We start from the raw sequence: 25,887 nt of genomic DNA, 5'->3' as shown, positions 1-25,887 counted from the left end.
CAAGACACAAGCGGGCATGCCCGCGAAGAGGCCGCTACAGGAAAACCTCAATCCCGCAGCGAAACCACCGGCCACCCGCGCATCTCGGCCTCCGCCCGCAGCTTCGGGTCGGGGTCCACCGCCACCGCATGCGCCACTCGCTGCAACAACGGCAAATCGTTCATCGAGTCGCTATAGAAATAGCTGTCCTCAAGATCGAAGCCGTTCTCCAGCATCCAGCGCTCCAGCCGCGTCACCTTGCCTTCACGGAAACACGGTATATCGGTACTACGCCCGGTATAGCGGCCATCACGCATCTCGCATTCGGTCGCCAGCAACACGCGAACTCCCAGGCGCCGGGCAATCGGTGCGGTGACGAAGCGGTTGGTGGCGGTGATGATCACCAGCTGGTCGCCGGCCTCGCGGTGCTGCTGCAGCAAGCTCAGCGCCTTGGGCAGCATGATCGGCTCGATGCAGGCGCGCATGAAGTCGCGGTGCCATTCGTCGAGCTGGGCTACCGGTGTTGCCGCAAGGATCTCCATGGAAAAGGCCAGGTAGGCCTGCAGGTCCAGGGTGCCGTTCAGGTAGTCCTGGTAGAAGCCATCGTTGCGTTGCTTGTAGGTAACCGGGTCAAGGATGCCGCGCTGGCAAAGGTAGTCACCCCAGGCATGGTCGCTGTCGCCACCGAGGAGGGTATTGTCCAGGTCGAATAAAGCCAGGCGCATCGCGGTCACTCGCATAAGCCACAGGGTAGGCCCGCAGAATACGGAGTTTTCACGCTGCTGCACATAAGCTTGGCGGGCGCGTTGCTGCGCTCGCAAGCTTTGTGGAACAATGCGGTGACATGCGTTTGCGAGGTTGCTGCCGTGATCGACCCGGATGGTTTTCGCCCCAATGTCGGGATCATTCTCACGAATGATGCCGGGCAGGTGCTATGGGCTCGACGGATCAACCAGGATGCCTGGCAGTTTCCCCAGGGTGGCATCAACCCTGACGAGACGCCGGAAGATGCCCTGTACCGCGAGCTGAACGAAGAAGTTGGCCTTGAACGCGATGATGTGGAAATTCTTGCCTGCACCCGTGGCTGGTTGCGTTATCGTTTACCCCAGCGACTGGTGCGTACGCATAGCCAGCCGCTGTGCATCGGCCAGAAGCAGAAATGGTTCCTGCTGCGTCTGGTCAGCAACGAACAACGGGTGCGGATGGACCTGACCGGCAAGCCGGAATTCGACGGCTGGCGCTGGGTCAGCTATTGGTACCCGCTGGGCCAGGTTGTGACATTCAAGCGCGAGGTCTACCGACGCGCCCTGAAAGAGCTAGCACCGCGTCTGCTGACGCGCGACTGACGACGGAGTTCGACCCCGAGCCATGCTCAATACGCTGCGCAAGATCGTCCAGGAAGTAAACTCCGCCAAAGATCTCAAGTCGGCGTTGGGGATCATTGTCTTGCGTGTCAAGGAGGCCATGGGCAGCCAGGTCTGCTCGGTCTACCTGCTCGACCCGGAAACCAACCGCTTCGTGCTGATGGCCACCGAAGGCCTGAACAAGCGCTCCATCGGCAAGGTCAGCATGGCCCCCAACGAAGGCCTGGTCGGCCTGGTCGGTACCCGGGAAGAGCCGCTGAACCTGGAAAACGCTGCCGACCACCCGCGTTACCGCTACTTTGCCGAAACCGGCGAGGAAAAATTCGCCTCCTTCCTCGGTGCGCCGATCATCCACCACCGCCGCGTGGTCGGGGTATTGGTCATCCAGCAAAAGGAGCGCCGCCAGTTCGACGAGGGCGAAGAAGCCTTCCTGGTCACCATGAGCGCCCAGCTCGCAGGGGTTATCGCCCACGCCGAGGCCACCGGCTCGATCCGTGGCCTGGGCCGCCAGGGCAAAGGTATCCAGGAAGCGCGCTTCGTCGGCGTACCGGGCTCGCCTGGCGCCGCCGTGGGGCGCGCAGTGGTGATGCTGCCGCCAGCCGATCTGGAAGTGGTACCGGACAAGACCGTCGATGACATCGACGCCGAGCTGAAGCTGTTCCAGAACGCCCTCGAAGGTGTGCGCGACGATATGCGCAAGCTGTCGGCCAAACTGGCCACCCAGCTGCGCCCGGAGGAGCGTGCACTGTTCGATGTGTACCTGATGATGCTCGAAGACGCGGCCCTGGGCGGTGAGGTGACCGAAGTCATCAAGACCGGCCAGTGGGCCCAGGGCGCCCTGCGCCAGGTGGTGGGCGAGCACGTCAACCGCTTCGAGCTGATGGACGATGACTACCTGCGCGAGCGCGCCTCCGACGTCAAGGACCTGGGCCGGCGCCTGCTGGCCTACCTGCAGGAAGCCCGCGCGCAGTCGCTGGTGTATGCCGACAACACCATCCTGGTCAGTGAAGAGCTGACCCCGGCGATGCTCGGCGAAGTGCCGGAAGGCAAGCTGGTCGGCCTGGTCTCGGTACTGGGCTCGGGCAACTCCCACGTCGCCATCCTGGCTCGCGCCATGGGCATCCCCACGGTGATGGGCCTGGTCGACCTGCCTTATTCCAAGGTCGACGGCATCGAGATGATCGTCGACGGCTACAAGGGCGAGGTGTTCACCAACCCCAGCGAAGTGCTGCGCAAGCAGTACAGCGACGTGGTCGAGGAGGAGCGCCAGCTGGCCCAGGGCCTGGATGCCCTGCGCGAACTGCCGTGCGTTACCCCGGACGGCCACCGCATGCCGCTGTGGGTCAACACCGGCCTGCTCGCCGACGTGGCCCGTGCCCAGCAGCGTGGTGCTGAAGGGGTGGGGCTGTACCGCACCGAAGTGCCGTTCATGATCAACCAGCGCTTCCCCAGCGAGAAAGAGCAGCTGGCCATCTACCGCGAGCAGCTGGCGGCCTTCCACCCGCTGCCGGTGACCATGCGTACCCTCGACATCGGTGGCGACAAGTCGCTGTCGTACTTCCCGATCAAGGAAGAAAACCCGTTCCTCGGCTGGCGCGGCATTCGCGTCACCCTCGACCACCCGGAAATCTTCCTGGTGCAGACCCGTGCCATGCTCAAGGCCAGCGAGGGGCTGAACAACCTGCGTATCCTGCTGCCGATGATTTCCGGCATCCATGAGCTGGAAGAGGCGCTGCACCTGATCCACCGCGCCTGGGGCGAGGTGCGTGACGAAGGCACCGATGTGCCGATGCCACCGGTTGGCGTGATGGTGGAAATTCCTGCGGCGGTGTACCAGACCAAGGAGCTGGCGCGGCAGGTGGACTTCCTGTCGGTCGGTTCCAACGACCTGACCCAGTACCTGCTGGCGGTGGACCGCAACAACCCGCGGGTCGCCGACCTGTACGACTACCTGCACCCGGCGGTGTTGCAGGCGCTGAACACGGTGGTGCGCGACGCCCATGGCGAAGGCAAGCCGGTGAGTATCTGCGGTGAGATGGCCGGCGACCCGGCAGCGGCGATCCTGTTGATGGCCATGGGCTTCGACAGCCTGTCAATGAACGCCACCAACCTGCCGAAGGTGAAGTGGATGCTGCGTCAGGTGAATATGAGCAAGGCCAAGGAGCTGCTGGTGGAGGCCTTGAGTCATGACAACCCGCAGGTTATCCACAGCTCGCTGCAACTGGCCCTGAAAAACCTTGGGTTGGCGCGGATGATCGGGCCTGGGGCCAATAAAACCCTCTGAATGTGAGGTGGCCTGTTCCGGCCTCTTCGCGGGCTTGTGGGAGCGGGCTTGTGGGAGCGGGCGTGCCCGCGAAGCAGGCGACTCGGTGTATGGCACCGGCTTCGCCGGTGTTCGCGGGCTCGCCCGCTCCCACAAAGGCCAGCACAGTGATCAGACTGAAAGCTCAACTTCCCCCAAGTGCCCACCAAAGGGCCCGAAACTGCGTTCAATCAGTCGCCTTTTGCCCTGATCATCCACAATCAGCACCGTACTCGCCCGAGTCCCGTAGTTCTGGCTGGCAATGAACACACTCGACAGCAGCTTCTCGGTCGCCAACCCCACGCCCGTCTCCGGCAACTCGCCCTCCGGCGCCGGTTCGGCATCGGCCAGCAACGCCAGCAAGCGCTGTGGCTCTGGCGTCTCCAGTAACCCTTCCAGCCCACTGCGCGCCTTCACCAGCTTCGGCCAAGGCGTATCCAGCCCGGCATTGGAAAGCCCGTAAACCCCGGCCTCCAGCAAGCGCGGCGCCGCGTCCCGGGCATGCAGATAGCCCAGCTGTCGCCCATCGCCCACCAACAGGTTGAACCCTGAATACTGCCTGCTGCGGCTGGCCACCTGGTCCAGATAGGCATCGACCCCAAACTCCCCCTGCAGATACGCCGCCACCAGCTCGCCCCGCGAGCGCGGCCCCAAAGCCTGCGCCGGGTCGCGAATATTGGTCAGCGCCGCGAACCGCCCCTGCGGGCCGACGCCCAGCCAGGTGCCGCCGGCCTCCAGGTCGCGCCCGGCATATACCCCGGGTGCATCCTCCCAGGCCGCCAGGGCCTGGGTGGGGCGGGCATAGAACTCATCGCGGTTGGCCGCCACGATCAGCGGCAGGGCATGCCCCGGCCGCCAGGCGAATACGATCAGGCACATCGGTCGGGCCTCTGGGTTTTTTGCCACTGTACCCACAGCGGCGGGGAGGATCCATCCTGACACACTGTTCACTAGAGCCCCGAGCCCGGCTTCCGTTACCATGCCGCATTGTTTTCTCGGGGAAGACGAATGGAATTCGTGCTCTATCTGCTGTTGGGCGCCTGCGCCGGTGTGCTGGCCGGGCTGTTCGGCGTGGGCGGCGGTATCATCATCGTGCCGGTGCTGGTGTTCAGCTTCACCTTGCAGGGTTTCGATGCCTCGGTGCTGACCCACCTGGCTGTCGGTACGTCGCTGGCAACCATCGTCTTCACCTCGATCAACGCCGTGCTCGAGCACCATCGCAAGGGCGCGGTGCAATGGCCGATCTTCGCCTGGATGACCCTCGGCATCCTCCTCGGGGCCGGTGTCGGCGCCAAGACCGCCTCGCTGATCCAGGGGCCACTGCTGCAAAAGATCATCGGTGTGTTCGCCCTGGTCATTGCCGCGCAGATGGCCCTGGACCTCAAGCCCAAGGCCAGTCGTGGCATCCCCAGCAAGCCCGCGCTGATCGGTGCAGGTGGGGTGATCGGCTGGGCTTCGGCCATTTTCGGCATCGGCGGCGGTTCGCTGACCGTGCCGTTCCTGACCTGGCGCAGCCTGCCCATGCAGCAGGCAGTGGCCACGTCTTCGGCCTGTGGCCTGCCGATTGCCTTGGCCAGTGCCCTGAGTTTCATGCTGCTGGGTTGGCACGAGGAGCACCTGCCGGCCCACAGCCTGGGTTACGTGTACTTGCCGGCGCTGCTCGGCATTGCCGTGACCAGCATGTTTTTCGCCCGCTTCGGCGCGCGCCTGGCGCACAAGCTGTCGCCACGTTTGTTGAAACGCCTGTTCGCAGCCCTGCTGTTCTGTGTCGGCCTCAGCTTTTTGATTTGAATCGAGAGGAAGTTCCATGCTGCCTTACCCGCAGATAGACCCCGTGGCCGTGGCCATCGGGCCGCTGAAAATCCATTGGTACGGCCTGATGTACCTGGTCGGCATCGGCGGTGCCTGGCTGCTCGCCTCGCGCCGGCTGAACCGCTTCGACCCCACCTGGACGCGCGAAAAGCTCTCCGACCTGGTGTTCTGGCTGTCGATGGGTGTGATCGTCGGTGGTCGCCTGGGCTACGTGCTGTTCTACGACCTGCACGCCTACCTGGCCAATCCGACGCTGATCTTCGAGGTGTGGAAGGGTGGCATGTCGTTCCACGGCGGTTTCATCGGCGTGATGCTGGCGGCCCTGTGGTTCGGCAAGCGCAACAACAAGTCGTTCTTCGAGCTGATGGACTTCGTCGCGCCGCTGGTGCCGATCGGCCTGGGGGCCGGGCGCATCGGCAACTTCATCAACGCCGAGCTGTGGGGCAAGGCCACCGACGTGCCATGGGCGATGGTCTTCCCGCCGTTCAGCGACCCGGCGCAGCTGCCGCGTCACCCATCGCAGCTGTACCAGTTCGCACTCGAAGGTGTAGCGCTGTTCCTGATCCTTTGGGCGTTCTCGCGCAAGCCGCGGCCGACCATGGCGGTATCCGGCATGTTCGCGCTGTTCTACGGCATCTTCCGCTTCATCGTCGAATTCGTCCGCGTACCGGATGCCCAGCTTGGCTACCTGGCCTGGGGCTGGCTGACCATGGGTCAGATTCTGTGCGTGCCGATGATCCTGGCTGGCCTTGGCCTGATCTGGTGGGCTTATAATCGCAAGCCTACGGCGAAACCCGCCTGATTAATCCCACGGCAGGGGCGATCCCCCTGCCGTTTTTGCTACAGGTAAGCCATGAAACAGTATCTGGACCTGGTCCGCGACGTCATCGACAACGGCACGCTGCAGGGCAACCGCACCGGCATCCGCACCATCAGCCTGCCGGGCGCCATGCTGCGTTTCGACTTGCAGAAGGGCTTCCCGGCCATTACCACGCGCAAACTGGCATTCAAGTCGGCGATCGGCGAAATGGTCGGTTTCCTGCGTGGCGTGAAGAACGCCGGTGAATTCCGCGAACTGGGCTGCAAGGTCTGGGACCAGAACGCCAACGAGAACGCCCAGTGGCTGGCCAACCCGTTCCGCCAGGGCCATGACGACCTGGGCGAGATCTACGGCGTGCAATGGCGCCAGTGGCCGGGCTACAAGCGCATCCCGCTGAGCAACCCGGCGGCCATCGAAATGGCCGAGAAGGCGGGCTTCCGCCGCATCGCCCAGGACGAGGAGGACGGCGTCGCGTTCGTCATCCTGTACAAAGCCATCGACCAGGTGCGCCAGTGCCTGGACACCATCGCCAACGACCCGGGCAGCCGCCGTATCCTGTTCCACGGCTGGAACTGCGCGCAGCTGGACGAAATGGCCCTGCCGCCGTGCCACCTGCTGTACCAGTTCCATCCGAATGTGGAGACCAGGGAGATTTCCCTGACCCTCTACATCCGCTCCAACGACCTGGGCCTGGGCACGCCGTTCAACCTCACCGAAGGCGCGGCGCTGCTGTCGCTGTTCGGCCGCCTGACCGGCTACACCCCTCGCTGGTTCACCTACTTCATCGGCGACGCTCATGTGTATGAGAACCACCTGGACATGCTCAACGAGCAGCTCAAGCGTGAGCCGCTGGAAGCGCCGAAGCTGGTGATCAGCGACCGTGTGCCGGCGTTTGCCGAGACGGGCAAGTACGAGCCGGAGTGGCTGGAGAAGATCGAGCCGAGCGATTTCTGGCTGGAAGGGTATGAGCACCATGCGCCGATGACGGCGCCGATGGCGGTGTGACAGATCTCTATTGCCTGTACCGGCCTCTTCGCGGGTAAACCCGCTCCCACAGGGACCGCACAAAGCTCAGGCCTGTGCAGTACTTGTGGGAGCGGGTTTACCCGCGAAGCTTTTGGCTTAATGCCCGTGGCTTCGCCCCACATGCGAATGCTCGGTTTCCGGCACCGATACCGCCCCGTTCGTCTCCAGTTGCTGCAAGATCGCGCATTCCGCCCCTTGTGCATTGCAGCGCCGCCGCAGCTCCACCAGCTGTTCCTGCAACGCCACCAACCCATCGATCCGTGCCTGCACATGCTCGATATGTTCGTCGATCAGCGCATTGACACTTCCGCACGAATCATCGGGGCTGTCGCGCAGGCGTAGCAGGCTGCGGATTTCATCCAGGGTCATGTCCAGGGTGCGGCAGTTGCGGATGAACGTCAGCCGCTCGACGTGGGCCTGGGTGTACAGCCGGTAGTTGCCGTCGCTGCGCGCCGGCTCCGGCAGCAGCTGTTCACGCTCGTAGTAGCGGATGGTTTCCACGGCGCAGTCGGTGGCTTTGGCCAGTTCTCCGATCTTCATCACGAAATTCTCCAGCAAGTGGCTTGACCCTATAGTGGCTACAGGGTGTTCACTTGGCAACAGGCTCAAATTAAGGATGACCCCATGAACCAGCCTGTCAGCCACGAACACAAGCACGAACACCACGCCCACAGCTGCTGTGGCAGCGCTGCTGCGCCAGCCTTGGTCCAGCTGAGCGAAAAGGCCAGCAGCCACGCCCAGTTCAGCCGTTTTCGCATCGAGGCCATGGACTGCCCTACCGAGCAGACCCTGATCCAGGACAAGCTGGGCAAGCTAGCCGGTATCGAGCAGCTGGAATTCAACCTGATCAACCGCGTGCTTGGCGTGCGCCACACCCTGGGTGGCACTGCTGAAATCGAGCAGGCCATCGATAGCCTGGGCATGAAAGCCGAGCCGCTTGGGGCCGAAGACGATGGCACCGCCAGCGCATCACAAGTGGCCAAGACCCGCTGGTGGCCGCTGGCGCTGTCCGGCATTGCCGCGATCGCCGCTGAAATCGTGCACTTTGCCGCGCTGGCCCCGGAGTGGGTGGTGGCGGTGCTGGCGCTGGCAGCGATCCTCGGCTGTGGCCTGGGTACCTACAAGAAGGGCTGGATCGCCCTGAAAAACCGCAACCTCAACATCAACGCGCTGATGAGCATTGCCGTGACTGGCGCGGTGCTGATCGGCCAGTGGCCGGAAGCGGCCATGGTGATGGTGCTGTTCACCGTCGCCGAGCTGATCGAAGCCCGCTCGCTGGACCGCGCGCGCAACGCCATTGGCGGCCTGATGCAGCTCACCCCGGACATGGCCACCGTGCGCCAGGCCGATGGCCAGTGGCGGGAAGTGGAGGTGCGGGAAGTGGCCATCGGGGCCCTGGTGCGGGTACGCCCCGGCGAACGCATTGGCCTGGACGGTGAAGTGACCAGCGGGCAATCCACCGTCGATCAGGCGCCGATCACCGGCGAAAGCCTGCCTGTGGAGAAGGCCGTGGGCGACAAGTTGTTCGCCGGCACCATCAACCAGGCAGGGGCGCTGGAGTTCCGCGTTACCGCTGCTGCCGGGCAATCGACCCTGGCGCGAATCATCAAGGCCGTCGAGGAAGCGCAAGGCGCGCGGGCGCCTACCCAGCGTTTCGTCGACCGCTTCTCGCGCATCTACACCCCGGTGGTGTTTGCCATTGCCCTGGCCGTTGCGGTGATACCGCCGCTGTTCATGGCCGGTGCCTGGTTCGACTGGGTCTATCGCGCCCTGGTGCTGCTGGTGGTGGCCTGCCCATGCGCCCTGGTGATCTCGACCCCGGTGACCATCGTCAGCGGCCTGGCCGCCGCCGCGCGCAAGGGCATCCTGATCAAGGGTGGCGTGTACCTGGAAGGCGGGCGCCAGCTAGACTTCCTGGCCCTGGACAAGACCGGCACCATCACCCACGGCAAGCCGGTGCAGACCGACGCCAAGGTACTGGAGCCGCTGTTCGAAGGCCGCGCGCAAGCCCTGGCCGCCAGCCTGGGCGAGCGTTCGGACCACCCGGTTTCCCGCGCCATTGCCCAGTTCGGCAAGGAGCAAGGCCTGGCCTTGAGCGAGGTCGATGACTTCGCCGCCCTGGCCGGGCGCGGCGTGCGCGGTACCATCGCGGGTGAGGTTTACCACCTGGGTAACCACCGTCTGGTCGAGGAGCTGGGGCTGTGCTCGCCCGAGCTCGAGGCCCAGCTGGATGCGTTGGAGCGCCAGGGCAAGACCGTGGTGCTGCTGCTCGACCGCTCCGGCCCGTTGGCGCTGTTCGCGGTGGCCGACACGGTCAAGGAAAGCAGTCGCCAGGCCATCGCCGAGCTGCACGAGCTGGGCATCAAGACTGTCATGCTGACCGGTGACAATCCGCATACCGCCCAGGCCATCGCCACCGTGGTGGGTATCGACCGTGCCGAAGGCAACCTGCTGCCTGCCGACAAGCTCAAGAGCATCGAAACCCTGTACGCCCAGGGCCATCGGGTGGGCATGGTCGGTGACGGTATCAACGACGCCCCGGCGCTGGCTCGGGCCGAGATCGGTTTTGCCATGGCGGCGGCCGGTACCGACACCGCCATCGAGACCGCCGATGTGGCGCTGATGGACGACGACTTGCGGAAAATCCCGGCCTTCGTCAGGCTGTCGCGCCAAAGTGCGGCGATCCTCATGCAGAACATCGTTCTGGCGTTGGGCATCAAGGCAATATTCCTGGCGATCACCTTTGCCGGCATGGCCACCATGTGGATGGCGGTGTTTGCCGACATGGGCGTGAGCCTGCTGGTGGTGTTCAACGGCTTGCGCCTGTTGCGCAAATAGAGGACGTGCATGCTGAGTTCGGAGCTTAAAGCCTTCTACATGGCGGCCCGCCTGGGCAGCATCACCCTGGCGGCGAAGAAGCTCGGCCTCAGCCAGCCCACGGTGACCACGCAGATTCGCAACCTGGAGAGCCAGTACGCGGTGGAGCTGTTCTACCGCGGCGGGCGGCGCCTGGTGCTGAGCGAGGAGGGCGTGCGCCTGCTGCCGATGGTCAAGGCACTGCTGCAGCAGGAGGCCGACATCGAGTTCGAGCTGCGCAACAGCGGCCAGGCCCAGGGCAGCTTGCGCATTGCGGCCACGGCGCCTTACTACATTCTCGACCTGGTGAAGATCTACCGCGAACGCCTGCCGCAGGTGGAAGTGGCGGTGGAAATCGGCAACTCGCAGCAGGTGCTGGAGATGCTCGAGGACTACCGGGTGGATATCGCCGCTTCGTCGCAACTGCTGGAAGACGCGCGGCTGGTGCGGCGGGTGCTGGGGACTGACCCGTTGGTGGTGGCGGTGCATCGCAACCACCCGTTGGCACACCGCCAGGCGGTGTCCATTGACGTGGTGGCCGGCCATTGCCTGCTGATGCGCGAGAAGGGCTCGACCACACGCAAGCTGACCGAGCAGATGATGCAGGAGGCCGGGGTGAAGGCCGGCGCCTTGCTGGAGATTGGCAGCCGCGAATCGATCCGTGAGGCGGTGCTGCGCAATATCGGCATCAGCGTGATTGCCCGGCACGAGGTGCCGCACAACCCTGAGTTGCGGGTGCTGGCGCTGGAGAACGCGCCGGTGATGCATGAGTACCTGTATTGCCTGAAGGAGCGGCGCCAGGCGCGATTGCCAGCTGCCTTCCTTGGCGTGGCGCAGGAAGTTGCCGGTTCACAGTTCTAGATTTGTGTTGGCTTCTTCGCGGGTAAACCCGCTCCCACAGGTACTGCACAGCCTTCAGATGCGGCGCGATCCCTGTGGGAGCGGGTTTACCCGCGAAGAGGCCCGCGAAGGCCACTACAAAATCTGCCTATACCACTATCACCCGCTTTTGCCCTAAAGCCACAGAACCTTCGCACAGCCTTCCTAGCATGGCCCCCATCTCTTCGATGAGGCCCTGCCATGAACCACACCACCCCCGGCGCACAGATGAAAGTGCGCAACATCCACAAGCGCTTCGGCGCCTTCACGGCGCTGAACGATGTCTCGCTGGACATCGCCGCCGGCGAACTGGTGTGCCTGCTCGGCCCGTCCGGCTGCGGCAAGACCACGTTGCTGCGCTGCATCGCCGGCCTGGAGCGCCAGGACCGCGGTACGTTGTACATCGGCGAGCGCGATATCTCCGAGCTGCCACCCCAGGCCCGTGACTACGGCATCCTGTTCCAGTCCTACGCGCTTTTCCCCAACCTCACCGTCGAAGCCAACATCGCCTATGGCCTGACTGGCAGCGGCCGCGAGCAGGCCCGCCAGCGAGTGGCCGAAATGCTCGAACTGGTGGGCCTGGCCGGCAGCGAGAAGAAGTACCCCGGTCAGCTTTCCGGTGGCCAGCAGCAGCGTGTGGCCCTGGCCCGTGCGCTGGCACCGTCGCCGTCGTTGCTGCTGCTGGACGAGCCGATGTCGGCGCTGGACGCCCGGGTGCGCGAGCACCTGTGCACCGAACTGCGCCAGCTGCAGCGCCAGCTGGGTATCACCACGCTGATGGTCACCCACAACCAGGACGAGGCCATGCTGATGGCCGACCGCATTGCGGTGATGAACAACGGCCAGGTCGAGCAGTACGCCACCCCGCAGGAAATCTACGACCAGCCGGCCACGCCGTTCGTTGCCGAGTTCGTCGGCCAGGGTAACTGGTTGCCGTTCCAGCGCAGCAGTGACAGCCATGCCCAGGTCGGTGGCATGAACATGCGTCTGGCACCAGGTTCGGCCCGACCCAGCAGCGGCCGGCTGTTCTGCCGCCCGGAGGCGATCACGGTCAACCCGGCGGTGCACGAAGAAAACCTGTTCCCGGCCATGGTCCGTGAAATCACCTTCCTCGGTAACCGCTGCCGCATGAGCTTCGAGCTCAAGGCGCTGCCTGGCCATGCACTGCTGGCGGAGCTGGCCCCCGAGGCCATGCCGCGGCTGGGTTCGCAGGACATCTGGGTGGCGCTGCCGCCGCAGAGCCTGCAGGTGTTTGCCTGAGATGGCCGCGCCAATGTCCCTGCCGCTGAGCCAGGCCAAGGCCACGCCGCGTGCTGGCGTCGCCCTGGGCGACCGGTTGTTCGTCGTCGGCGGCAAGAGCCTGCTGCTGATCCTTCTGATGCTGGCGGTGCTGATGCCGCTGCTGGCGATCTTCTGGCGCGGCTTCAGCGCAGAAGCGGGCCAGGGTGGCGGCCTGCTGGCGGCCCGCGAACTGTTGGCCAGTGAAAACTTCCACTGGCTGCTGGGCAACAGCCTGTCGGTGGCCTTCACGGTGGCAGCCATCGTGGTGCCGCTGGCCTACCTGTTCGCCTATGCCCTGCAACGCACGCTGATTCCGGGCAAAGGCCTGTGGCGGGGGATTTCGTTGCTGCCGCTGCTGGCGCCGTCAATGCTGCCTGCCATCGCCCTGGTCTACCTGTTCGGTAACCAGGGGCTGCTGCGCGGGTTGCTCAGCGACAACATCTATGGCTTCTGGGGCATTGTGCTGGGCGAGGCCATCTACACCTTCCCGCATGCCCTGATGATCCTGCTGTCGGCGCTGTCGCTGGCCGATGCACGCCTGTTCGACGCAGCGTCCAGCATGGGTGCAGGCCCTTGGCGAGCGTTCACCAGCATCACCTGGCCGGCCACGCGCCAGGCAGTATTCGCAGCGTTCTGCCTGGTGTTCACCCTGACCATCACCGACTTCGGTGTACCGGTCGTGGTCGGCGGCGACTATCAGGTGCTGGCCCTGGAAGCCTACAAGGCTGTGGTCGGCCAGCAGCAGTTCGGCCGCGGCGCGCTGATCGGCATGGTGCTGCTGTTGCCGGCGCTGTTCAGCTTTACCGTCGATGCCTGGCTACGCCGGCGCCAGGGCGAGGCCATGAGCGGCCGTGCCCAGGTGTTCGAGCCCAAGCCGTCGCGGGGCCGTGATGCCTGCTTCCTGGCGATCGTGCTGCTGGTGTGCGCGGCATTGCTGCTGGTGATCGGCATGGCGGTGTATTCGTCGCTGGTCACGTTCTGGCCTTACAACCTGTCGCTGTCGCTGCGTCACTACATGTTCGAGGACACCGCCGGTGGTGGCTGGCTGGCCTACCGCAACAGCGTGACCATGGCCATCGGCACCGCGCTGATCGGCAGCATCGTGATCTTCACCGGCGCCTACCTGATGGAGAAGACCCAGGGCCAACGCCTGCTCAACCAGGCGCTGCGCCTGCTCAGCTTCATCCCCATGGCCGTGCCGGGCCTAGTGCTGGGCCTGGGCTACGTATTCTTCTTCAACCTGAACGGCAACCCGCTGCATGTGTTCTACGGCGGCATGGGGCTGCTGGTGGTGTGCACCATCGCCCACTACCTGACCACCGCGCAGATGACCGCGACCACCGCCCTGCGCCAGCTAGACGGCGAGTTCGAGGCCGCCGCGCTGTCGCTGAAGGCGCCGCTGTACAGGCACTTCCTGCGGGTGACCGTGCCGATCTGCCTGCCGGCGCTGCTGGACATCATTCGCTACCTGTTCGTATCGGCGATGACCACCGTGTCGGCGGCGATCTTCCTGTACAGCCCCGACACCATCCTGGCTGCCGTCGCCGTGCTGAACATGGATGACGCCGGCAATGTCGGTGGTGCCGCCGCCATGTCCACCCTGATCCTGCTGACCAGTGCCGGCGCTTCACTGCTGCTGGCCGCAGCCTCACGCGGCCTGCTGCGCCGCTCCCAAGCCTGGCGCCAACGCGCCGCGACCGTCTGACCTGTAAGGAACCTACCCATGTACAAGCACCTTGCACTTGCCGCTGCCGTTTCCGCCGTGTTCGGTCTGCAGGCTTCGGCCGCTGGTACCCAGCTGACGGTCTACACCGCCCTGGAAGCCGAACAGCTGAAGAGCTACAAACAGGCCTTCGAGAAGGCCAACCCGGACATCGAGATCAAGTGGGTTCGTGACTCCACCGGCATCATCACCGCCAAGCTGCTGGCCGAGAAAGACCGCCCGCAAGCCGACGCAGTGTGGGGCCTGGCTGCTTCCAGCCTGGCCATCCTCGACCAGAACGGCATGCTCGAAGCCTACGCACCGAAGGACCTGGGCAAGATTGCCGCCAATTACCGCGATGCTGCCAACCCTCCAGCCTGGGTCGGTATGGACGTGTGGGCCGCGACCATCTGCTTCAATACCATCGAGGCCGAGAAGCAGGGCCTGAGCAAGCCGGTGAGCTGGCAGGACCTGACCAAGCCCGAGTACAAGGGCAAGATCGTCATGCCGAACCCGGCCTCGTCCGGCACCGGCTTCCTGGATGTCAGTGCCTGGCTGCAGACCTTTGGCGAGCCACAGGGTTGGGCGTACATGGATGCACTGCACCACAACATCGGCCAGTACGTTCATTCCGGTTCCAAGCCGTGCAAGCTTGCCGCAGCGGGTGAATTCCCGATCGGTATCTCGTTCGAGTACCCGGCCGTGCAGCTCAAGCGCCAGGGCGCGCCGCTGGACATCGTGCTGCCGAAGGAAGGCCTGGGCTGGGAGATCGAGGCGACTGCGGTGATCAAGGGTTCGCCAAAAGCGGATGCGGCCAAGCGCCTGGCTGATTTCTCGGCAAGCCCGGCGGCCATGGAGCTGTACAAGGAGAACTTCGCCGTGCTGGCTGCACCGGGTATTGCCAAGCCGCAGACCGAACTGCCGGCGGACTATGAACAGCGCCTGATCAAGAACGACTTTGCCTGGGCCTCGAAGAACCGTGACCAGATCCTGGCCGAGTGGCGCAAGCGCTATGACGGCAAGTCGGAGAAGGTGGCTCAGCAGTAACCTGCACCGGCCTCTTCGCAGCACAAGGCTGCTCCTACAGGTCGGCGACAACCTGTAGGAGCAGCCTTGCGCTGCGAAGAAGCCACCACCCAATCAAGCCAGGAGAAGACGGTGATGCCCACCCCAGCCCAGATCATCGACAGCACCTTCGCGCTGTACGAACGCCACGGCAGTGACGACTACATCGGCGAAGCCATCACCCAGCTCGAACACATGTCCCAGGCCGCGCAACTGGCCATGGCCGAAGGCTTCGACGACGAAGTGGTGCTGGCGGCGTTCTTCCACGACATCGGCCACCTGTGCGGCGGTTACGCGAGCATGGGCGGCTATGGCGTGGTCAGCCATGAGCGCATCGGCGCCGAGTATTTACGCCGCTGCGGTTTCGGCGAACGCATGGCGCGGCTGGTGCAGTATCACGTGGAGGCCAAGCGCTACCTGACTTTGCGCCAGCCTGGGTATTACCAGCGGTTGAGTGAAGCGAGCCGGCGGACCCTGGAGTATCAGGGGGGCGTGATGAGCGAGGGCGAAGCGGATGTGTTCGAGCGGGATCCGCTGTTCGAGGTGAGCTTGCGGATGAGGGAGTGGGATGAGCGGGCCAAAGTGGTCGGGGTGGCGGTGATTGACCTGGATGGGTTGAAGCGGAAGGCTTTGGCTTTACTTTGAGATGTGGGCTGCCTGTGCGGGCCTCTTCGCGGGTGAACCCGCTCCCACAGGAGTAGTGCACATCTCAAGGAATGTGAGATACCTGTGGGAGCGGGTTTACCCGCGAAGAGGCCAGACCTGCTTGATCAAAACTGTGAAACCAGCGCCTCTAGCTGTTCCTGCCGCTCAGCCTGGTTCAGCTTCGCCCCAGGGTTGAGGGTGGACCACTGCGGATGCGCCCGCGCCTTGCTCAGCGCCTCCGGCAACTTGCCCTCCCGCCAGGCCTTCTCATCCAGCTCCCCCAGCCGAATGCTGTCCTGCGCCGCATGCCCGCGGTTTTCCAGCGCCACCATCAACTGCTGCTGACGCAAGGCCAGCAAGCGCAACACCGTGTCGTCCACCGTCAGCTCGCGCTTGCCCTTGAGCTTGCCCATCAACCGCGACCCATAGTTGCGCGCCGTCTGCAGCGCGCCGCCGGCAATCGCCCCGGCCAGGGCGGCAGCCCCCAGTGTCAGGCCGCCGACCAGCAGGTCCACCCCGGCACCCGCCGCAGCACCGGCGGCCACACCACTGCCCAAGCGCACGCCCAGCAGCTTCAAGGTTTCGGGATTGAACAGGTCATCGCCCCAACGGCCATCCAGCAACGGCAGGTCGCTGGCATGGGCGTCCTCGCGGCGGAAGGCATACAGCTTGAGCAGTGCCTCGACACAGCGCTGCTCGCGCTGGCGCACCTCTTGCCGCAATGCCTCGATGGCCTGGGCTTCGGCAGCCGGTTCGGCCTCGACGCTGCGCCGGCAGGCGGCGCAGTCCAGCAGCAGCTCGGCAATCAGGCGCTTGCCGCTGTGCCGGCGCGCCAGGCGCTGTGCCTGCTGGTCGTCGATCAGTCGCTGCAGGGCCGGGCGGGCGTTTTCCAGCAGCAGGGCCAGGCTTTCGTACAACCGGCGCTCGCCATCCTCTGGCGGGGCCACGCTGTCGAACCGCACCAACGCGTGAAGCCCAAGCCTGGCAAGGGCTTCACGCCATTGCGGCTCGCGGTGCTGGTGGCTGGCGACGAAGTTGAGCACCGGTAGCAGCGGCTTGCCGCAGCTGGCCAGCACTTCCAGTTCGTCGCGGTATTTGGCCAGCACCGGTTCGCGGGCGTCGATCACATACAAGCCGGCATTGCTGGCCAGCAGCTGGCGCAGCACCTTGGCCTCCTGCTCGAAACGCTGGCGTGCCTCGCTGCCTTGCAGAAAGCGCTCGAGGCGGGCCGGGCCGTCCAGGCGCTCGCCCGGGCGCTCCAGGCGTTCGAGGTAGTCGAGCAGGGCGATGGCGTCTTCCAGGCCCGGGGTGTCGTACAGCTCGAGCAAGGGTTCGCCGTCCACCGACAGCCGCGCACCTTCCACATGGCGGGTGGTGCTGGGGCGGTGGGAAACCTCACCAAAGCCGACGTCACGGGTCAGGGTGCGCAGCAGCGAGGTCTTGCCGACGTTGGTGTGGCCGACCACGGCCAGTTTCAGCGGCTCAGTCATGGCCATGCTCCAGCCAGGTCAGCGGCGAGGTATCGGCATGCGCCAGGCCAAGGCGGTCGAGGGCTTCGTGCCAGTCGCCCAGGCGCTGGGCGTCCAGGGCCTCGCCCGGTGCGGCCTGCAGTAGCCAGATGCGGGTGGCGCCGGCATTGCGTGCCAGCTCGGCGAGCAGCGCCAGGCTGCCGCGGTCGGGCGAACGGCGCGGGTCGCAAGCGATGGCCAGGCGTGCCGGCGGAAAACGGCTGAGCTGTTCGAGCAGGCGGTTACGCGATTCGCGGCTGTCGAGCACGCCGGCGCTGGTCACGCTTTTCGGCAGCGCGGGCGGCCAGGGGTGCTGGTCGTCCAGCTCCAGGCCGACCAGCAGGGCGCCGCTGCTGCCGCTTTCCAGCTGGCCAGCGGCAAACTGCGGCAAGGCTTCGGGCGCGGCATCCTGGACGCCGATGCGTTCGCTGCGTGGCATCAGCGCTTCACGCAGCTGCGCGTAGCCGGGCAGGCTGAGGTCCAGCGCCAGGTGTTGGCGGCCTTGACGCCAGCGCCACAGGCACAGCCCGGCCAGCAGCAGACGCGGCAGCAGGCCGTACACCAGCACCACGCCAAGCAGCCAGCTGGCCCAGGCTTGGCGCGCCAGGTCCAGGGCCGGCTGGCTGTCGCCGCTGGCGCGGATCATGGCCTCGTCGGGGACCGTGAAGCCCAGCAACGAAGGCAGCGCGCCCAAGGTTTGGGTCAGGTGGATGAACGGGTCGGCAGCGAGCAGGGTGGTCTCCCAGACAAAGCCATAGCGCCGGGTTGCCAGCAAGGCCAGCAGCATGCCCAGTGCGGTGATCATCGCCAGCAGCCACAGGCCATGCACCAGCAGGCCGAGCAGCCAGCGGTTCAGGCGCTGGCGTTGCAGCAGCACCAGCAGCGCCGGTGCCAGGTGCGCGGCCTTGGCGTCACGGGCAAAGCGTTCGCTCAGCCACAGCCACAGGCGGCCCAGCCCCGCGCCATGTTCGCCGCTCAGGGCAAAGCCGATGGCCCAGCCCAGCAGCATCAGCAGGTTCAGCCCGAGCAGGCTGCCCAGGGCCCAGAACACATTCACCGGGCGCTGCCCGTCGCCCAGGGCGGCCAGTGCCAACCCTGCGCCGCTGAGCACGGCCAGCACCAGCAAGGCCAGCAGCGCCAGGCGTGCGCCCTGTTTCCAGTGGCGCAGGGCGGTGCTGATGCCGTCGCGTTCGGCCAGGAACAGGGCACGGGTTTCGATGCGGGCTGCCAGGTCACCGCCTGCCTGGCGGGCGCGGCGGTTGGCTTCCTGGTCCTCCAGGGGGCCGGCATGTTCCTCGCGCAGGCGTACCGCTTCGGTGAGCCAGCGCTTGTCCAGTGAAGTCGGTGCGGTCACAAGGTCTTCCATTGCACAGGTCAGGGCAGAAGCATAACCCACACGCCCGGTGCTATCCTCGCTGGCATGAATACATCACTCCCCCTCAGCCTGATCGCGGCTCACGCCGAGAACCGCGTGATCGGCATCGACAACTCCATGCCCTGGCATCTGCCGGGGGACTTCAAGTACTTCAAGGCCACTACCCTGGGCAAGCCGATCATCATGGGGCGCAAGACCTGGGACTCGCTGGGCAGGCCATTGCCTGGGCGGTTGAATATCGTCGTCAGCCGGCAGGCCGGGCTGGAACTGGCGGGGGCCGAGGTGTTTGGCTCGCTGGAAGAGGCGCTGGTGCGGGCCGAGCAGTGGGCGCGGGAGGCCGGTGTCGACGAGCTGATGCTGATTGGCGGGGCGCAGCTGTATGGGCAGGCGCTGGAGAAAGGGCTGGTCAGCCGCATGTACCTGACGCGGGTCGAGTTGTCGCCGGAGGGGGATGCGTGGTTCCCTGAGTTCGATCGGGGGCAGTGGAAGCTGGTGTCGAGCGAGGCGCAGGCTGAGGAAGGCAAGCCTGGGTATCACTTCGAGGTCTGGGACAAGGTTTGAGATTGCCGGGGCTGCCTTGCAGCCCTTTCCGGCCGGTCCGGCGCTCAGGTGAGCAGCTTGATGATCAATGCGGTGACAGTAGCCACCGTGGTGACGAAACCGACGGCGATGGCAACCGGGTACCAGAAGGTTTCGCGGGTCATTTTGACGGCTTCAGCATTCAGCTTGCGTGTCTCGGCCATCAACTTATCCACTTCGACGCGGATCTTGGCAACCTCAATTCGGATCTTTTCGGCTTCTGCCTGGGTCATGTCGTACTGCTGCATGGTGGTTCCTTTCCATCGGCGTATTCGCTAGCCCGGCTAGCAGTATAGCAACGCCAATAGCCAGCTATTGCTTGCTTCCCATGCCATTGCGTTACTGGATATTGGGGCCGCATAGCGACCCCTTCCTTATCAGGAATGACTCAACTCGGCATGTTCATCGCCAGCCAGCACTTCCTTGTCGGTCTCTTTCAACAGCTGGCTGGTCACCACCCCTGCGGTCATCGAACCGTTCACGTTCAACGCCGTGCGGCCCATGTCGATCAGCGGCTCTACCGAAATCAGCAACGCCACCAGCTCCACCGGCAAGCCCATGGCCGGCAGCACGATCAGCGCGGCGAAAGTGGCACCACCACCTACGCCGGCAACACCTGCCGAACTCAGGGTGACGATGGCCACCAGGGTGGCGATCCACAGCGGGTCGAAGGTATCGATGCCCACCGCTGGCGCCACCATCACCGCCAACATGGCGGGATAGAGGCCGGCGCAGCCGTTCTGGCCAATGGTGGTACCGAACGATGCGCTGAAGCTGGCAATCGACTGCGGTACGCCCAGGCGGCGGGTTTGCGCTTCGATGTTCAGCGGAATGCTGGCGGCGCTGGAGCGGCTGGTGAAGGCGAAGGTCAGCACCGGCCACACCTTGCGGAAGAAGCGCAGCGGGCTCACGCCGGTGGCGGCGAGGATAACGCCGTGCACCACGAACATCAGCGCCAGGCCCAGGTACGACACCACCACGAAGCTGCCCAGCTTGAGGATGTCTTCCATGTTCGAGCTGGCCACCACCTTGGTCATCAGCGCCAGTACGCCATACGGGGTCAGCTTCATCACCACCCGCACCAGGCGCATCACCCAGGCCTGCAGGGTGTCGATGGCCGACAGCGCGCGTTCGCCTTTCTCGGCATCGTCCTTGATCAGCTGCAGCGCGGCCAGGCCGAGGAACACGGCAAAGATCACCACGCTGATGATCGAGGTCGGCTTGGCCCGTGCCAAGTCACCTACCGGGTTGCTGGGGATGAACGACAGCAGCAGTTGCGGGATGTTGAGGTCGGCGACCTTGCCGGCGTAGTCGCTGTGGATAACCTGCATGCGCGCGCTTTCCTGCGCGCCGGCCACCAGGCCTTCGGCGCTCAGGCCGAACAGGTTGGTCAGGACGATGCCGATCAACGCGGCGATGGCGGTGGTCAGCAGCAGGGTGCCAATGCTCAGCACACTGATGCGGCCCAGTGACGAGGCATTGTGCAGGCGCGCCACGGCACTGAGGATCGAGGCGAAGATCAGCGGCATGACGATCATCTGCAACAGGCCGACGTAGCCGTTGCCGACCAGGTCGAGCCAGGCGATGGTGGCCTTGAGTACGGGGTGGCCAGCGCCATACACGGTATGCAGGATCAGGCCGAACACCACGCCCAGCACCAGGCCCAGCAATACTTTCCTGGCCAGGCTCCAGTCGGTGCGGCGGGTTTGTGCCAGGCCCAGCAACAGGGCCAGGAACGCCAGCAGGTTAAGGGACAGCGGCAGGTTCATTGAAGCTCCAGCAGAAAAAAGCAGAAGAGGCATCGCCTCTGTGAGCGATTGCGAACGGAAATGCTAACAGGCTGAAAACAAACGAATTTATACCCAAATGGAATGTGCATAGTCGTTTATGGAATAACGGCGTGTCGCGGATTGCAATGAACACGGCGTTTGCAGCTGCATGGAGGTCGTTATCAAGGGCTTCCGGCGGGGATTGTTGCACTAGCGTTTCGGGGTCATTTCAGGAGATTCGTACATGAAGTTCGCTCCGAAAGCCGTCGCCATCGGCCTGTCCCTGCTGTTCAGTATCGAAACCTTCGCCACCGAGCTCAAGCACTGGCCCGCCGAGGCAGCCAGGCAGCTCGACGGCATGATTGCCGCCAATGCCAACAAGGGTAACTACGCGGTGTTCGACATGGACAACACCAGCTACCGCTACGACCTTGAAGAGGCCTTGCTGCCGTTCATGGAAAACAAGGGCCTGCTGAGCCGCGACAAGCTCGACCCCTCGTTGAAGCTGATGCCGTTCAAGGACACCGCCGAGCACAAGGAAAGCCTGTTCAGTTACTACTACCGGCTGTGCGAAGTGGACGACATGGTCTGCTACCCGTGGGTGGCCCAGGTGTTCTCCGGCTTTACCCTGCAGGAGCTGAAGGTGCAGGTGGATGAGCTGATGGCCTCCGGCAAACCGATCCCGGCCACCTATTACGAAGGGGACCAGGTCAAGGCCATCGAGGTACAGCCACCCAAGGTCTTCAAGGGCCAGGCCGAGCTGTACAACAAGCTGATGGAGAACGGTATCGAGGTCTATGTGATTTCCGCTGCTTCCGAGGAGCTGGTGCGCATGGTCGCGTCGGACCCCAAGTACGGCTACAACGTGAAGCCGCAGAATGTGATTGGCGTGAGCCTGTTGCTGAAGGACCGCGCCAGCGGCCAGTTGACCACCGCGCGCAAGCAGATCAGCGCCGGGCACTATGATGCCAAGGCCAACGTGGGGCTGGAGCTGACCCCGTACCTGTGGACCCCGGCCACCTGGATGGCAGGCAAGCAGGCGGCGATCCTGACCTATATCGATGAGTGGAAGAAACCGGTGCTGGTGGGGGGCGATACGCCGACCAGTGATGGCTACATGCAGTTTCATGGGGTGGATGTGGGCAAAGGTGGCATCCACTTGTGGATAAACCGCAAGGCCAAGTACATGGACCAGATGAACGGGATGATTGCCAGGAATGCCGCGGCGCAGGCCAAGGAAGGGCTGCCGGTGACGGCGGACAAGAACTGGGTGATCGTGACGCCGGAGCAGATTCAGTAAGCCATGTGGTGCCTGTGCTGGCCTCTTCGCGGGTAAACCCGCTCCCACAAGGACCCCGCAGCCTTTGAGCCAGGCACTGTACCTGTGGGAGCGGGTTTACCCGCGAAAGGGCCCTTACAGGCATAAAAAACCGGCGCCCAGGGCGCCGGTTCTTCATTCATACCGTCAGAGCCTCACAGCCCTTCCAGCATCGCCTTGTTACGCACAGCGCCCTTGTCGGCACTGGTCGCCAGCAGGGCATAGGCCTTCAGCGCGGTGGTCACCTTGCGTGGGCGTACTTCAGCCGGTTTCCAGCCCTTCTTGTCCTGCTCGACACGGCGCTCGGCCAGCTCTTCGTCGCTGACCTGCAGGTTGATCGAACGATTCGGGATGTCGATCAGCACCTTGTCGCCGTCGCGCACCAGGCCGATGGCGCCGCCAGCGGCGGCTTCCGGCGAGGCATGGCCGATCGACAGGCCCGAGGTGCCGCCCGAGAAGCGGCCGTCGGTGAGCAAGGCGCAAGCCTTGCCCAGGCCCTTGGACTTCAGGTACGAGGTCGGGTAAAGCATTTCCTGCATGCCCGGGCCACCTTTCGGGCCTTCATAGCGGATGATCACGATGTCGCCGGCCTTCACTTCGTCGGCGAGGATGCCGCGTACGGCGCTGTCCTGGCTTTCGAAGATCTTCGCGGTGCCTTCGAACACCAGGATCGACTCGTCGACACCGGCGGTTTTCACCACGCAGCCATCCAGCGCGATGTTGCCGTACAGCACGGCCAGGCCGCCTTCCTGCGAATAGGCGTGCTCGACACTGCGGATGCAGCCGTTCTCACGGTCGTCATCCAGGGATTCCCAACGGGTCGACTGGCTGAATGCCGTCTGGGTCGGGATGCCGGCAGGGCCGGCCTTGAAGAAGGTGTGCACGGCTTCGTCATCGGTCTGGGTGATGTCCCACTTGGCGATGGCTTCTTCCATGCTGCGGCTGTGCACGGTCGGCAGGTCGGTGTGCAGCAGGCCGCCACGGGCCAGCGAGCCGAGGATGCTGAAGATGCCGCCGGCACGGTGCACGTCTTCCATGTGATATTTCTGGATGTTCGGCGCAACCTTGCACAGCTGCGGCACTTTGCGCGACAGGCGGTCGATGTCGCGCAGGTCGAACGCCACCTCGGCTTCCTGGGCGGCGGCCAGCAGGTGCAGGATGGTGTTGGTCGAGCCGCCCATGGCGATATCGAGCATCATGGCGTTCTCGAACGCCTTGAAGTTGGCGATGTTGCGCGGCAGTACCGACTCATCGTTCTCGCCGTAGTAGCGCTTGCACAGCTCGACGATGGTGCGGCCGGCAGTGAGGAACAGCTGCTCGCGGTCGGCGTGGGTGGCCAGGGTCGAGCCGTTGCCCGGCAGGGCCAGGCCCAGGGCTTCGGTCAGGCAGTTCATCGAGTTGGCGGTGAACATGCCGGAGCACGAACCGCAGGTAGGGCAGGCGCTGCGCTCGTATTCGGCGACTTTTTCGTCGGAAGCCGAGGAGTCGGCGGCAATGACCATGGCGTCGACCAGGTCCAGGCCGTGGCTGGCCAGCTTGGTCTTGCCGGCTTCCATCGGGCCGCCGGAGACGAAGATTACCGGGATGTTCAGGCGCAGGGCGGCCATCAGCATGCCGGGGGTGATCTTGTCGCAGTTGGAGATGCACACGATGGCGTCGGCGCAGTGGGCGTTGACCATGTACTCCACGGCGTCGGCGATGATCTCGCGGCTTGGCAGCGAGTAGAGCATGCCGTCGTGGCCCATGGCGATGCCGTCATCGACCGCGATGGTGTTGAATTCCTTGGCCACGCCACCGGCGCGTTCGATTTCGCGGGCGACCAGCTGGCCCAGGTCCTTCAGGTGCACGTGGCCCGGGACGAACTGGGTGAACGAGTTGGCGATGGCGATGATCGGTTTCTTGAAGTCTTCGTCCTTCATCCCGGTGGCGCGCCACAGGGCACGGGCGCCGGCCATGTTGCGGCCTTGGGTGGAAGTCTTGGAACGATAATCAGGCATGAAACACTCCTGGCGGCTTAATCAGGTCACAAAAAGGGGAGTGAGCTTCTCTTGTCCTTTGTACCGCAGGCCGGTTGCCACTGGCACGGATGGGGCCGAAGACCGCGCGGGATCGCCGCGTGCTTGGGCAGAGCTCATAAACCCGCCGGGGATGACTGGCGATGAATAGGCCGATTCTACACCGCTGGCGCGGCGAGGGAATGCAGATGTGGATAGCTGGCGGGGAGATTGCAGCAGGAAAGGGCCGCTTGGCGGCCCTTTTTAGCGGATATCAGCTGTTTGGCAGCAACCGGCAGGTGATGCTCTTGATGTAGCGGGTTTCGGCGATCGCCGGGTGCACCGGGTGGTCCGGGCCCTGGCCGCCGCGTTCGAGCAACTGCAGGTTGCGGTCCAGATGACGGGCGCTGGTCAGCAGGATGTTGTGCAGGTCGTCCTCTGGCAGGTGCATCGAGCACGAGGCACTGACCAGGATGCCGTCCTTGGTCAGCATGCGCATGGCCTGTTCGTTCAGGCGGCGGTAGGCCGCTTCGCCGTTCTTCAGGTCTTTCTTGCGCTTGATGAAGGCGGGTGGGTCGGCAATGATCACGTCGAAGCGCTCTTCGGCGGCCTTCAGTTCGCGCAGGGCCTCGAACACATCGCCTTCGATGCAGGTCAGTTTCTCGCTGATACCGTTCAGCGCGGCGTTACGCTCCACGCCGTCCAGGGCGAAGCCCGAGGCGTCGACGCAGAACACTTCGCTGGCGCCGAAGGCACCGGCTTGCACGCCCCAGCCACCGATGTAGCTGAACAGGTCGAGCACGCGCTTGCCTTTCACGTACGGTGCCAGGCGTGCACGGTTCATGCGGTGGTCGTAGAACCAGCCGGTCTTCTGGCCTTCGCGTACCGGGGCTTCGAACTTGACGCCGTTTTCTTCCAGCGGCACCCAGTCCGGCACTTCGCCATAGACGGTCTCGACATAGCGCTGCAGGCCTTCGGCGTCACGTGCGGAGGAGTCGTTCTTGAACAGGATGCCGCTTGGCTTGAGCACCTGTACTAGGGCTGCAATCACGTCGTCCTTGTGCGCTTCCATGGTGGCCGAGGCCAATTGCACCACGAGGATGTCGAAGAAGCGGTCGACAACCAGGCCTGGCAGCAGATCGGAATCGCCATAGACCAGGCGGTAGCACGGTTGGTCGAACAGGCGCTGGCGCAGCGACAGGGCGACGTTCAGGCGGTGCACCAGCAGCGACTTGTCCAGCGGCAGCTTGGCGTCGCGCGACAGCAGGCGGGCGCAGATCAGGTTGTTCGGGCTCAGTGCGACGATACCCAGCGGCTTGCCGTTGGCCGCCTCGAGAACAGCCTGCTGGCCGGCCTGGAAGCCTTGCAGCGGGGTCGCGCTGACGTCGACTTCGTTGCTGTAGACCCACAGGTGGCCGGCGCGCAGGCGGCGGTCGGCATTGGCTTTGAGGCGTAGGCTGGGCAGGGACATGACGTCGCTCCGGGAAAAAAGAGCGGGATTATAGCCTGTTGCCGGGCCGCATGCCCGTTGTGGGAGCGGCCTTGTGTCGCGAAAGGGCTGCGCAGCAGCCCCAGGGTTTCAGCAGCGCTGCATGGATTGCCGGGGCCGCTTT

The 25,887-nt window shown here is 64.5% G+C and carries 22 protein-coding genes; 13 read left to right on the top strand and 9 right to left on the bottom strand.

Annotated elements, in window-relative coordinates; all coding sequences use genetic code 11:
• Positions 1–47: 47 nt before the first annotated feature.
• Positions 48–704 (bottom strand): HAD family phosphatase, encoded by a 657-nt coding sequence (locus C163_RS24725; RefSeq protein ID WP_025341003.1) that lies wholly within the window; start codon positions 702–704, stop codon positions 48–50.
• 141 nt (positions 705–845) lie between these two features.
• Here C163_RS24725 and C163_RS24720 point away from each other — a divergent pair, with 141 nt between their 5' ends.
• On the top strand, positions 846–1,325 hold the full coding sequence (locus C163_RS24720; RefSeq protein WP_003249017.1) for an RNA pyrophosphohydrolase: 480 nt from the start codon (positions 846–848) through the stop codon (positions 1,323–1,325).
• 22 nt (positions 1,326–1,347) lie between these two features.
• Positions 1,348–3,627, top strand: coding sequence for a phosphoenolpyruvate--protein phosphotransferase (gene ptsP, locus C163_RS24715; protein WP_013974668.1), 2,280 nt, complete (start codon positions 1,348–1,350; stop codon positions 3,625–3,627).
• Between the two features lie 150 nt (positions 3,628–3,777).
• Here the strand turns inward: ptsP and C163_RS24710 are convergent, their stop codons facing one another.
• A complete protein-coding gene (locus C163_RS24710) occupies positions 3,778–4,524 on the bottom strand; it encodes an NRDE family protein (protein WP_025341002.1) in 747 nt (248 codons plus the stop codon).
• 129 nt (positions 4,525–4,653) lie between these two features.
• On the opposite strand from C163_RS24710, the gene C163_RS24705 reads away from it, so the two are divergent.
• The 3 genes from C163_RS24705 to C163_RS24695 are packed head-to-tail and all read left to right on the top strand — an operon-like array spanning position 4,654 to position 7,282.
• Complete coding sequence (locus tag C163_RS24705; protein ID WP_025341001.1) at positions 4,654–5,436, top strand: sulfite exporter TauE/SafE family protein; 783 nt, start codon at positions 4,654–4,656, stop codon at positions 5,434–5,436.
• Positions 5,437–5,452: 16 nt separating this feature from the next.
• Complete coding sequence (gene lgt, locus C163_RS24700) at positions 5,453–6,259, top strand: prolipoprotein diacylglyceryl transferase (RefSeq protein ID WP_013974665.1); 807 nt, start codon at positions 5,453–5,455, stop codon at positions 6,257–6,259.
• Positions 6,260–6,310: 51 nt separating this feature from the next.
• The gene (locus C163_RS24695; RefSeq protein WP_013974664.1) at positions 6,311–7,282 is read left to right on the top strand and encodes a thymidylate synthase; all 972 of its coding nucleotides are present in this window, start codon (positions 6,311–6,313) and stop codon (positions 7,280–7,282) included.
• Between the two features lie 117 nt (positions 7,283–7,399).
• Here C163_RS24695 and cadR read toward each other — a convergent pair whose 3' ends face one another.
• Entirely contained in the window at positions 7,400–7,843 is a 444-nt protein-coding gene (cadR, locus tag C163_RS24690) for a cadmium resistance transcriptional regulator CadR (RefSeq protein WP_015272183.1), read from the bottom strand.
• A gap of 84 nt (positions 7,844–7,927) precedes the next feature.
• On the opposite strand from cadR, the gene C163_RS24685 reads away from it, so the two are divergent.
• From C163_RS24685 to C163_RS24660, 6 genes are all read left to right on the top strand, one after another.
• Complete coding sequence (locus C163_RS24685; protein ID WP_025341000.1) at positions 7,928–10,141, top strand: heavy metal translocating P-type ATPase; 2,214 nt, start codon at positions 7,928–7,930, stop codon at positions 10,139–10,141.
• Between the two features lie 9 nt (positions 10,142–10,150).
• The gene (locus tag C163_RS24680; protein ID WP_025340999.1) at positions 10,151–11,020 is read left to right on the top strand and encodes a LysR family transcriptional regulator; all 870 of its coding nucleotides are present in this window, start codon (positions 10,151–10,153) and stop codon (positions 11,018–11,020) included.
• Between the two features lie 219 nt (positions 11,021–11,239).
• Positions 11,240–12,298 (top strand): putative 2-aminoethylphosphonate ABC transporter ATP-binding protein, encoded by a 1,059-nt coding sequence (locus C163_RS24675; protein ID WP_025340998.1) that lies wholly within the window; start codon positions 11,240–11,242, stop codon positions 12,296–12,298.
• Position 12,299: 1 nt separating this feature from the next.
• Positions 12,300–14,024 carry a putative 2-aminoethylphosphonate ABC transporter permease subunit gene (locus tag C163_RS24670; RefSeq protein ID WP_025340997.1) on the top strand — a complete coding sequence of 575 codons (1,725 nt, stop codon included), beginning with the start codon at positions 12,300–12,302 and terminating at the stop codon, positions 14,022–14,024.
• 18 nt (positions 14,025–14,042) lie between these two features.
• Positions 14,043–15,068, top strand: coding sequence for a putative 2-aminoethylphosphonate ABC transporter substrate-binding protein (locus C163_RS24665; RefSeq protein ID WP_025340996.1), 1,026 nt, complete (start codon positions 14,043–14,045; stop codon positions 15,066–15,068).
• Between the two features lie 114 nt (positions 15,069–15,182).
• Positions 15,183–15,731 carry a phosphonate degradation HD-domain oxygenase gene (locus C163_RS24660; protein WP_025340995.1) on the top strand — a complete coding sequence of 183 codons (549 nt, stop codon included), beginning with the start codon at positions 15,183–15,185 and terminating at the stop codon, positions 15,729–15,731.
• A 125-nt stretch (positions 15,732–15,856) separates the two neighbouring features.
• Here C163_RS24660 and C163_RS24655 read toward each other — a convergent pair whose 3' ends face one another.
• Positions 15,857–17,221, bottom strand: a complete 1,365-nt coding sequence (locus tag C163_RS24655) for a GTPase/DUF3482 domain-containing protein (RefSeq protein WP_025340994.1) — start codon at positions 17,219–17,221, stop codon at positions 15,857–15,859.
• Positions 17,214–18,605, bottom strand: a complete 1,392-nt coding sequence (locus C163_RS24650; protein ID WP_025340993.1) for a DUF2868 domain-containing protein — start codon at positions 18,603–18,605, stop codon at positions 17,214–17,216. The genes C163_RS24655 and C163_RS24650 overlap by 8 nt, the downstream gene beginning before the upstream one ends.
• Before the next feature lie 54 nt (positions 18,606–18,659).
• Here C163_RS24650 and C163_RS24645 point away from each other — a divergent pair, with 54 nt between their 5' ends.
• Entirely contained in the window at positions 18,660–19,175 is a 516-nt protein-coding gene (locus C163_RS24645) for a dihydrofolate reductase (RefSeq protein WP_025340992.1), read from the top strand.
• A gap of 44 nt (positions 19,176–19,219) precedes the next feature.
• Here C163_RS24645 and C163_RS24640 read toward each other — a convergent pair whose 3' ends face one another.
• Positions 19,220–19,426, bottom strand: coding sequence for a hypothetical protein (locus tag C163_RS24640; RefSeq protein ID WP_025340991.1), 207 nt, complete (start codon positions 19,424–19,426; stop codon positions 19,220–19,222).
• Between the two features lie 144 nt (positions 19,427–19,570).
• On the bottom strand, positions 19,571–20,962 hold the full coding sequence (locus C163_RS24635; protein ID WP_025340990.1) for an L-cystine transporter: 1,392 nt from the start codon (positions 20,960–20,962) through the stop codon (positions 19,571–19,573).
• Positions 20,963–21,206: 244 nt separating this feature from the next.
• Between C163_RS24635 and C163_RS24630 the strand changes: the two genes are divergently transcribed.
• The gene (locus C163_RS24630) at positions 21,207–22,262 is read left to right on the top strand and encodes a phosphorylcholine phosphatase (RefSeq protein WP_025340989.1); all 1,056 of its coding nucleotides are present in this window, start codon (positions 21,207–21,209) and stop codon (positions 22,260–22,262) included.
• Between the two features lie 173 nt (positions 22,263–22,435).
• On the opposite strand, the gene ilvD is transcribed toward C163_RS24630, so the two are convergent.
• Both ilvD and C163_RS24620 read right to left on the bottom strand, forming a co-directional pair.
• Complete coding sequence (gene ilvD / locus C163_RS24625; RefSeq protein WP_025340988.1) at positions 22,436–24,277, bottom strand: dihydroxy-acid dehydratase; 1,842 nt, start codon at positions 24,275–24,277, stop codon at positions 22,436–22,438.
• A gap of 271 nt (positions 24,278–24,548) precedes the next feature.
• Complete coding sequence (locus C163_RS24620) at positions 24,549–25,745, bottom strand: class I SAM-dependent rRNA methyltransferase (RefSeq protein WP_013974648.1); 1,197 nt, start codon at positions 25,743–25,745, stop codon at positions 24,549–24,551.
• Between the last annotated feature and the right edge of the window lie 142 nt (positions 25,746–25,887).

Source organism: Pseudomonas sp. FGI182, from assembly GCF_000511325.1.
In the GTDB taxonomy this organism is placed as follows: domain Bacteria; phylum Pseudomonadota; class Gammaproteobacteria; order Pseudomonadales; family Pseudomonadaceae; genus Aquipseudomonas; species Aquipseudomonas putida_Z.
This window is presented reverse-complemented; position numbering and strand designations above follow the sequence as displayed.

What these genes read in the sequence shown, in the direction of transcription:
- C163_RS24620 (WP_013974648.1), bottom strand. Translation starts at nt 25,745, where the DNA reads ATGTCCCTGCCCAGCCTACGCCTCAAAGCCAATGCCGACCGCCGCCTG.
- C163_RS24695 (WP_013974664.1), top strand. Translation starts at nt 6,311, where the DNA reads ATGAAACAGTATCTGGACCTGGTCCGCGACGTCATCGACAACGGCACG.
- C163_RS24645 (WP_025340992.1), top strand. Translation starts at nt 18,660, where the DNA reads ATGAATACATCACTCCCCCTCAGCCTGATCGCGGCTCACGCCGAGAAC.
- C163_RS24710 (WP_025341002.1), bottom strand. Translation starts at nt 4,524, where the DNA reads ATGTGCCTGATCGTATTCGCCTGGCGGCCGGGGCATGCCCTGCCGCTG.
- C163_RS24655 (WP_025340994.1), bottom strand. Translation starts at nt 17,221, where the DNA reads ATGACTGAGCCGCTGAAACTGGCCGTGGTCGGCCACACCAACGTCGGC.
- C163_RS24725 (WP_025341003.1), bottom strand. Translation starts at nt 704, where the DNA reads ATGCGCCTGGCTTTATTCGACCTGGACAATACCCTCCTCGGTGGCGAC.
- C163_RS24660 (WP_025340995.1), top strand. Translation starts at nt 15,183, where the DNA reads ATGCCCACCCCAGCCCAGATCATCGACAGCACCTTCGCGCTGTACGAA.
- C163_RS24675 (WP_025340998.1), top strand. Translation starts at nt 11,240, where the DNA reads ATGAACCACACCACCCCCGGCGCACAGATGAAAGTGCGCAACATCCAC.
- cadR (WP_015272183.1), bottom strand. Translation starts at nt 7,843, where the DNA reads ATGAAGATCGGAGAACTGGCCAAAGCCACCGACTGCGCCGTGGAAACC.
- C163_RS24705 (WP_025341001.1), top strand. Translation starts at nt 4,654, where the DNA reads ATGGAATTCGTGCTCTATCTGCTGTTGGGCGCCTGCGCCGGTGTGCTG.
- ilvD (WP_025340988.1), bottom strand. Translation starts at nt 24,277, where the DNA reads ATGCCTGATTATCGTTCCAAGACTTCCACCCAAGGCCGCAACATGGCC.
- C163_RS24685 (WP_025341000.1), top strand. Translation starts at nt 7,928, where the DNA reads ATGAACCAGCCTGTCAGCCACGAACACAAGCACGAACACCACGCCCAC.
- C163_RS24640 (WP_025340991.1), bottom strand. Translation starts at nt 19,426, where the DNA reads ATGACCCAGGCAGAAGCCGAAAAGATCCGAATTGAGGTTGCCAAGATC.
- lgt (WP_013974665.1), top strand. Translation starts at nt 5,453, where the DNA reads ATGCTGCCTTACCCGCAGATAGACCCCGTGGCCGTGGCCATCGGGCCG.
- C163_RS24670 (WP_025340997.1), top strand. Translation starts at nt 12,300, where the DNA reads ATGGCCGCGCCAATGTCCCTGCCGCTGAGCCAGGCCAAGGCCACGCCG.
- C163_RS24630 (WP_025340989.1), top strand. Translation starts at nt 21,207, where the DNA reads ATGAAGTTCGCTCCGAAAGCCGTCGCCATCGGCCTGTCCCTGCTGTTC.
- C163_RS24650 (WP_025340993.1), bottom strand. Translation starts at nt 18,605, where the DNA reads ATGGAAGACCTTGTGACCGCACCGACTTCACTGGACAAGCGCTGGCTC.
- C163_RS24635 (WP_025340990.1), bottom strand. Translation starts at nt 20,962, where the DNA reads ATGAACCTGCCGCTGTCCCTTAACCTGCTGGCGTTCCTGGCCCTGTTG.
- C163_RS24665 (WP_025340996.1), top strand. Translation starts at nt 14,043, where the DNA reads ATGTACAAGCACCTTGCACTTGCCGCTGCCGTTTCCGCCGTGTTCGGT.
- ptsP (WP_013974668.1), top strand. Translation starts at nt 1,348, where the DNA reads ATGCTCAATACGCTGCGCAAGATCGTCCAGGAAGTAAACTCCGCCAAA.
- C163_RS24680 (WP_025340999.1), top strand. Translation starts at nt 10,151, where the DNA reads ATGCTGAGTTCGGAGCTTAAAGCCTTCTACATGGCGGCCCGCCTGGGC.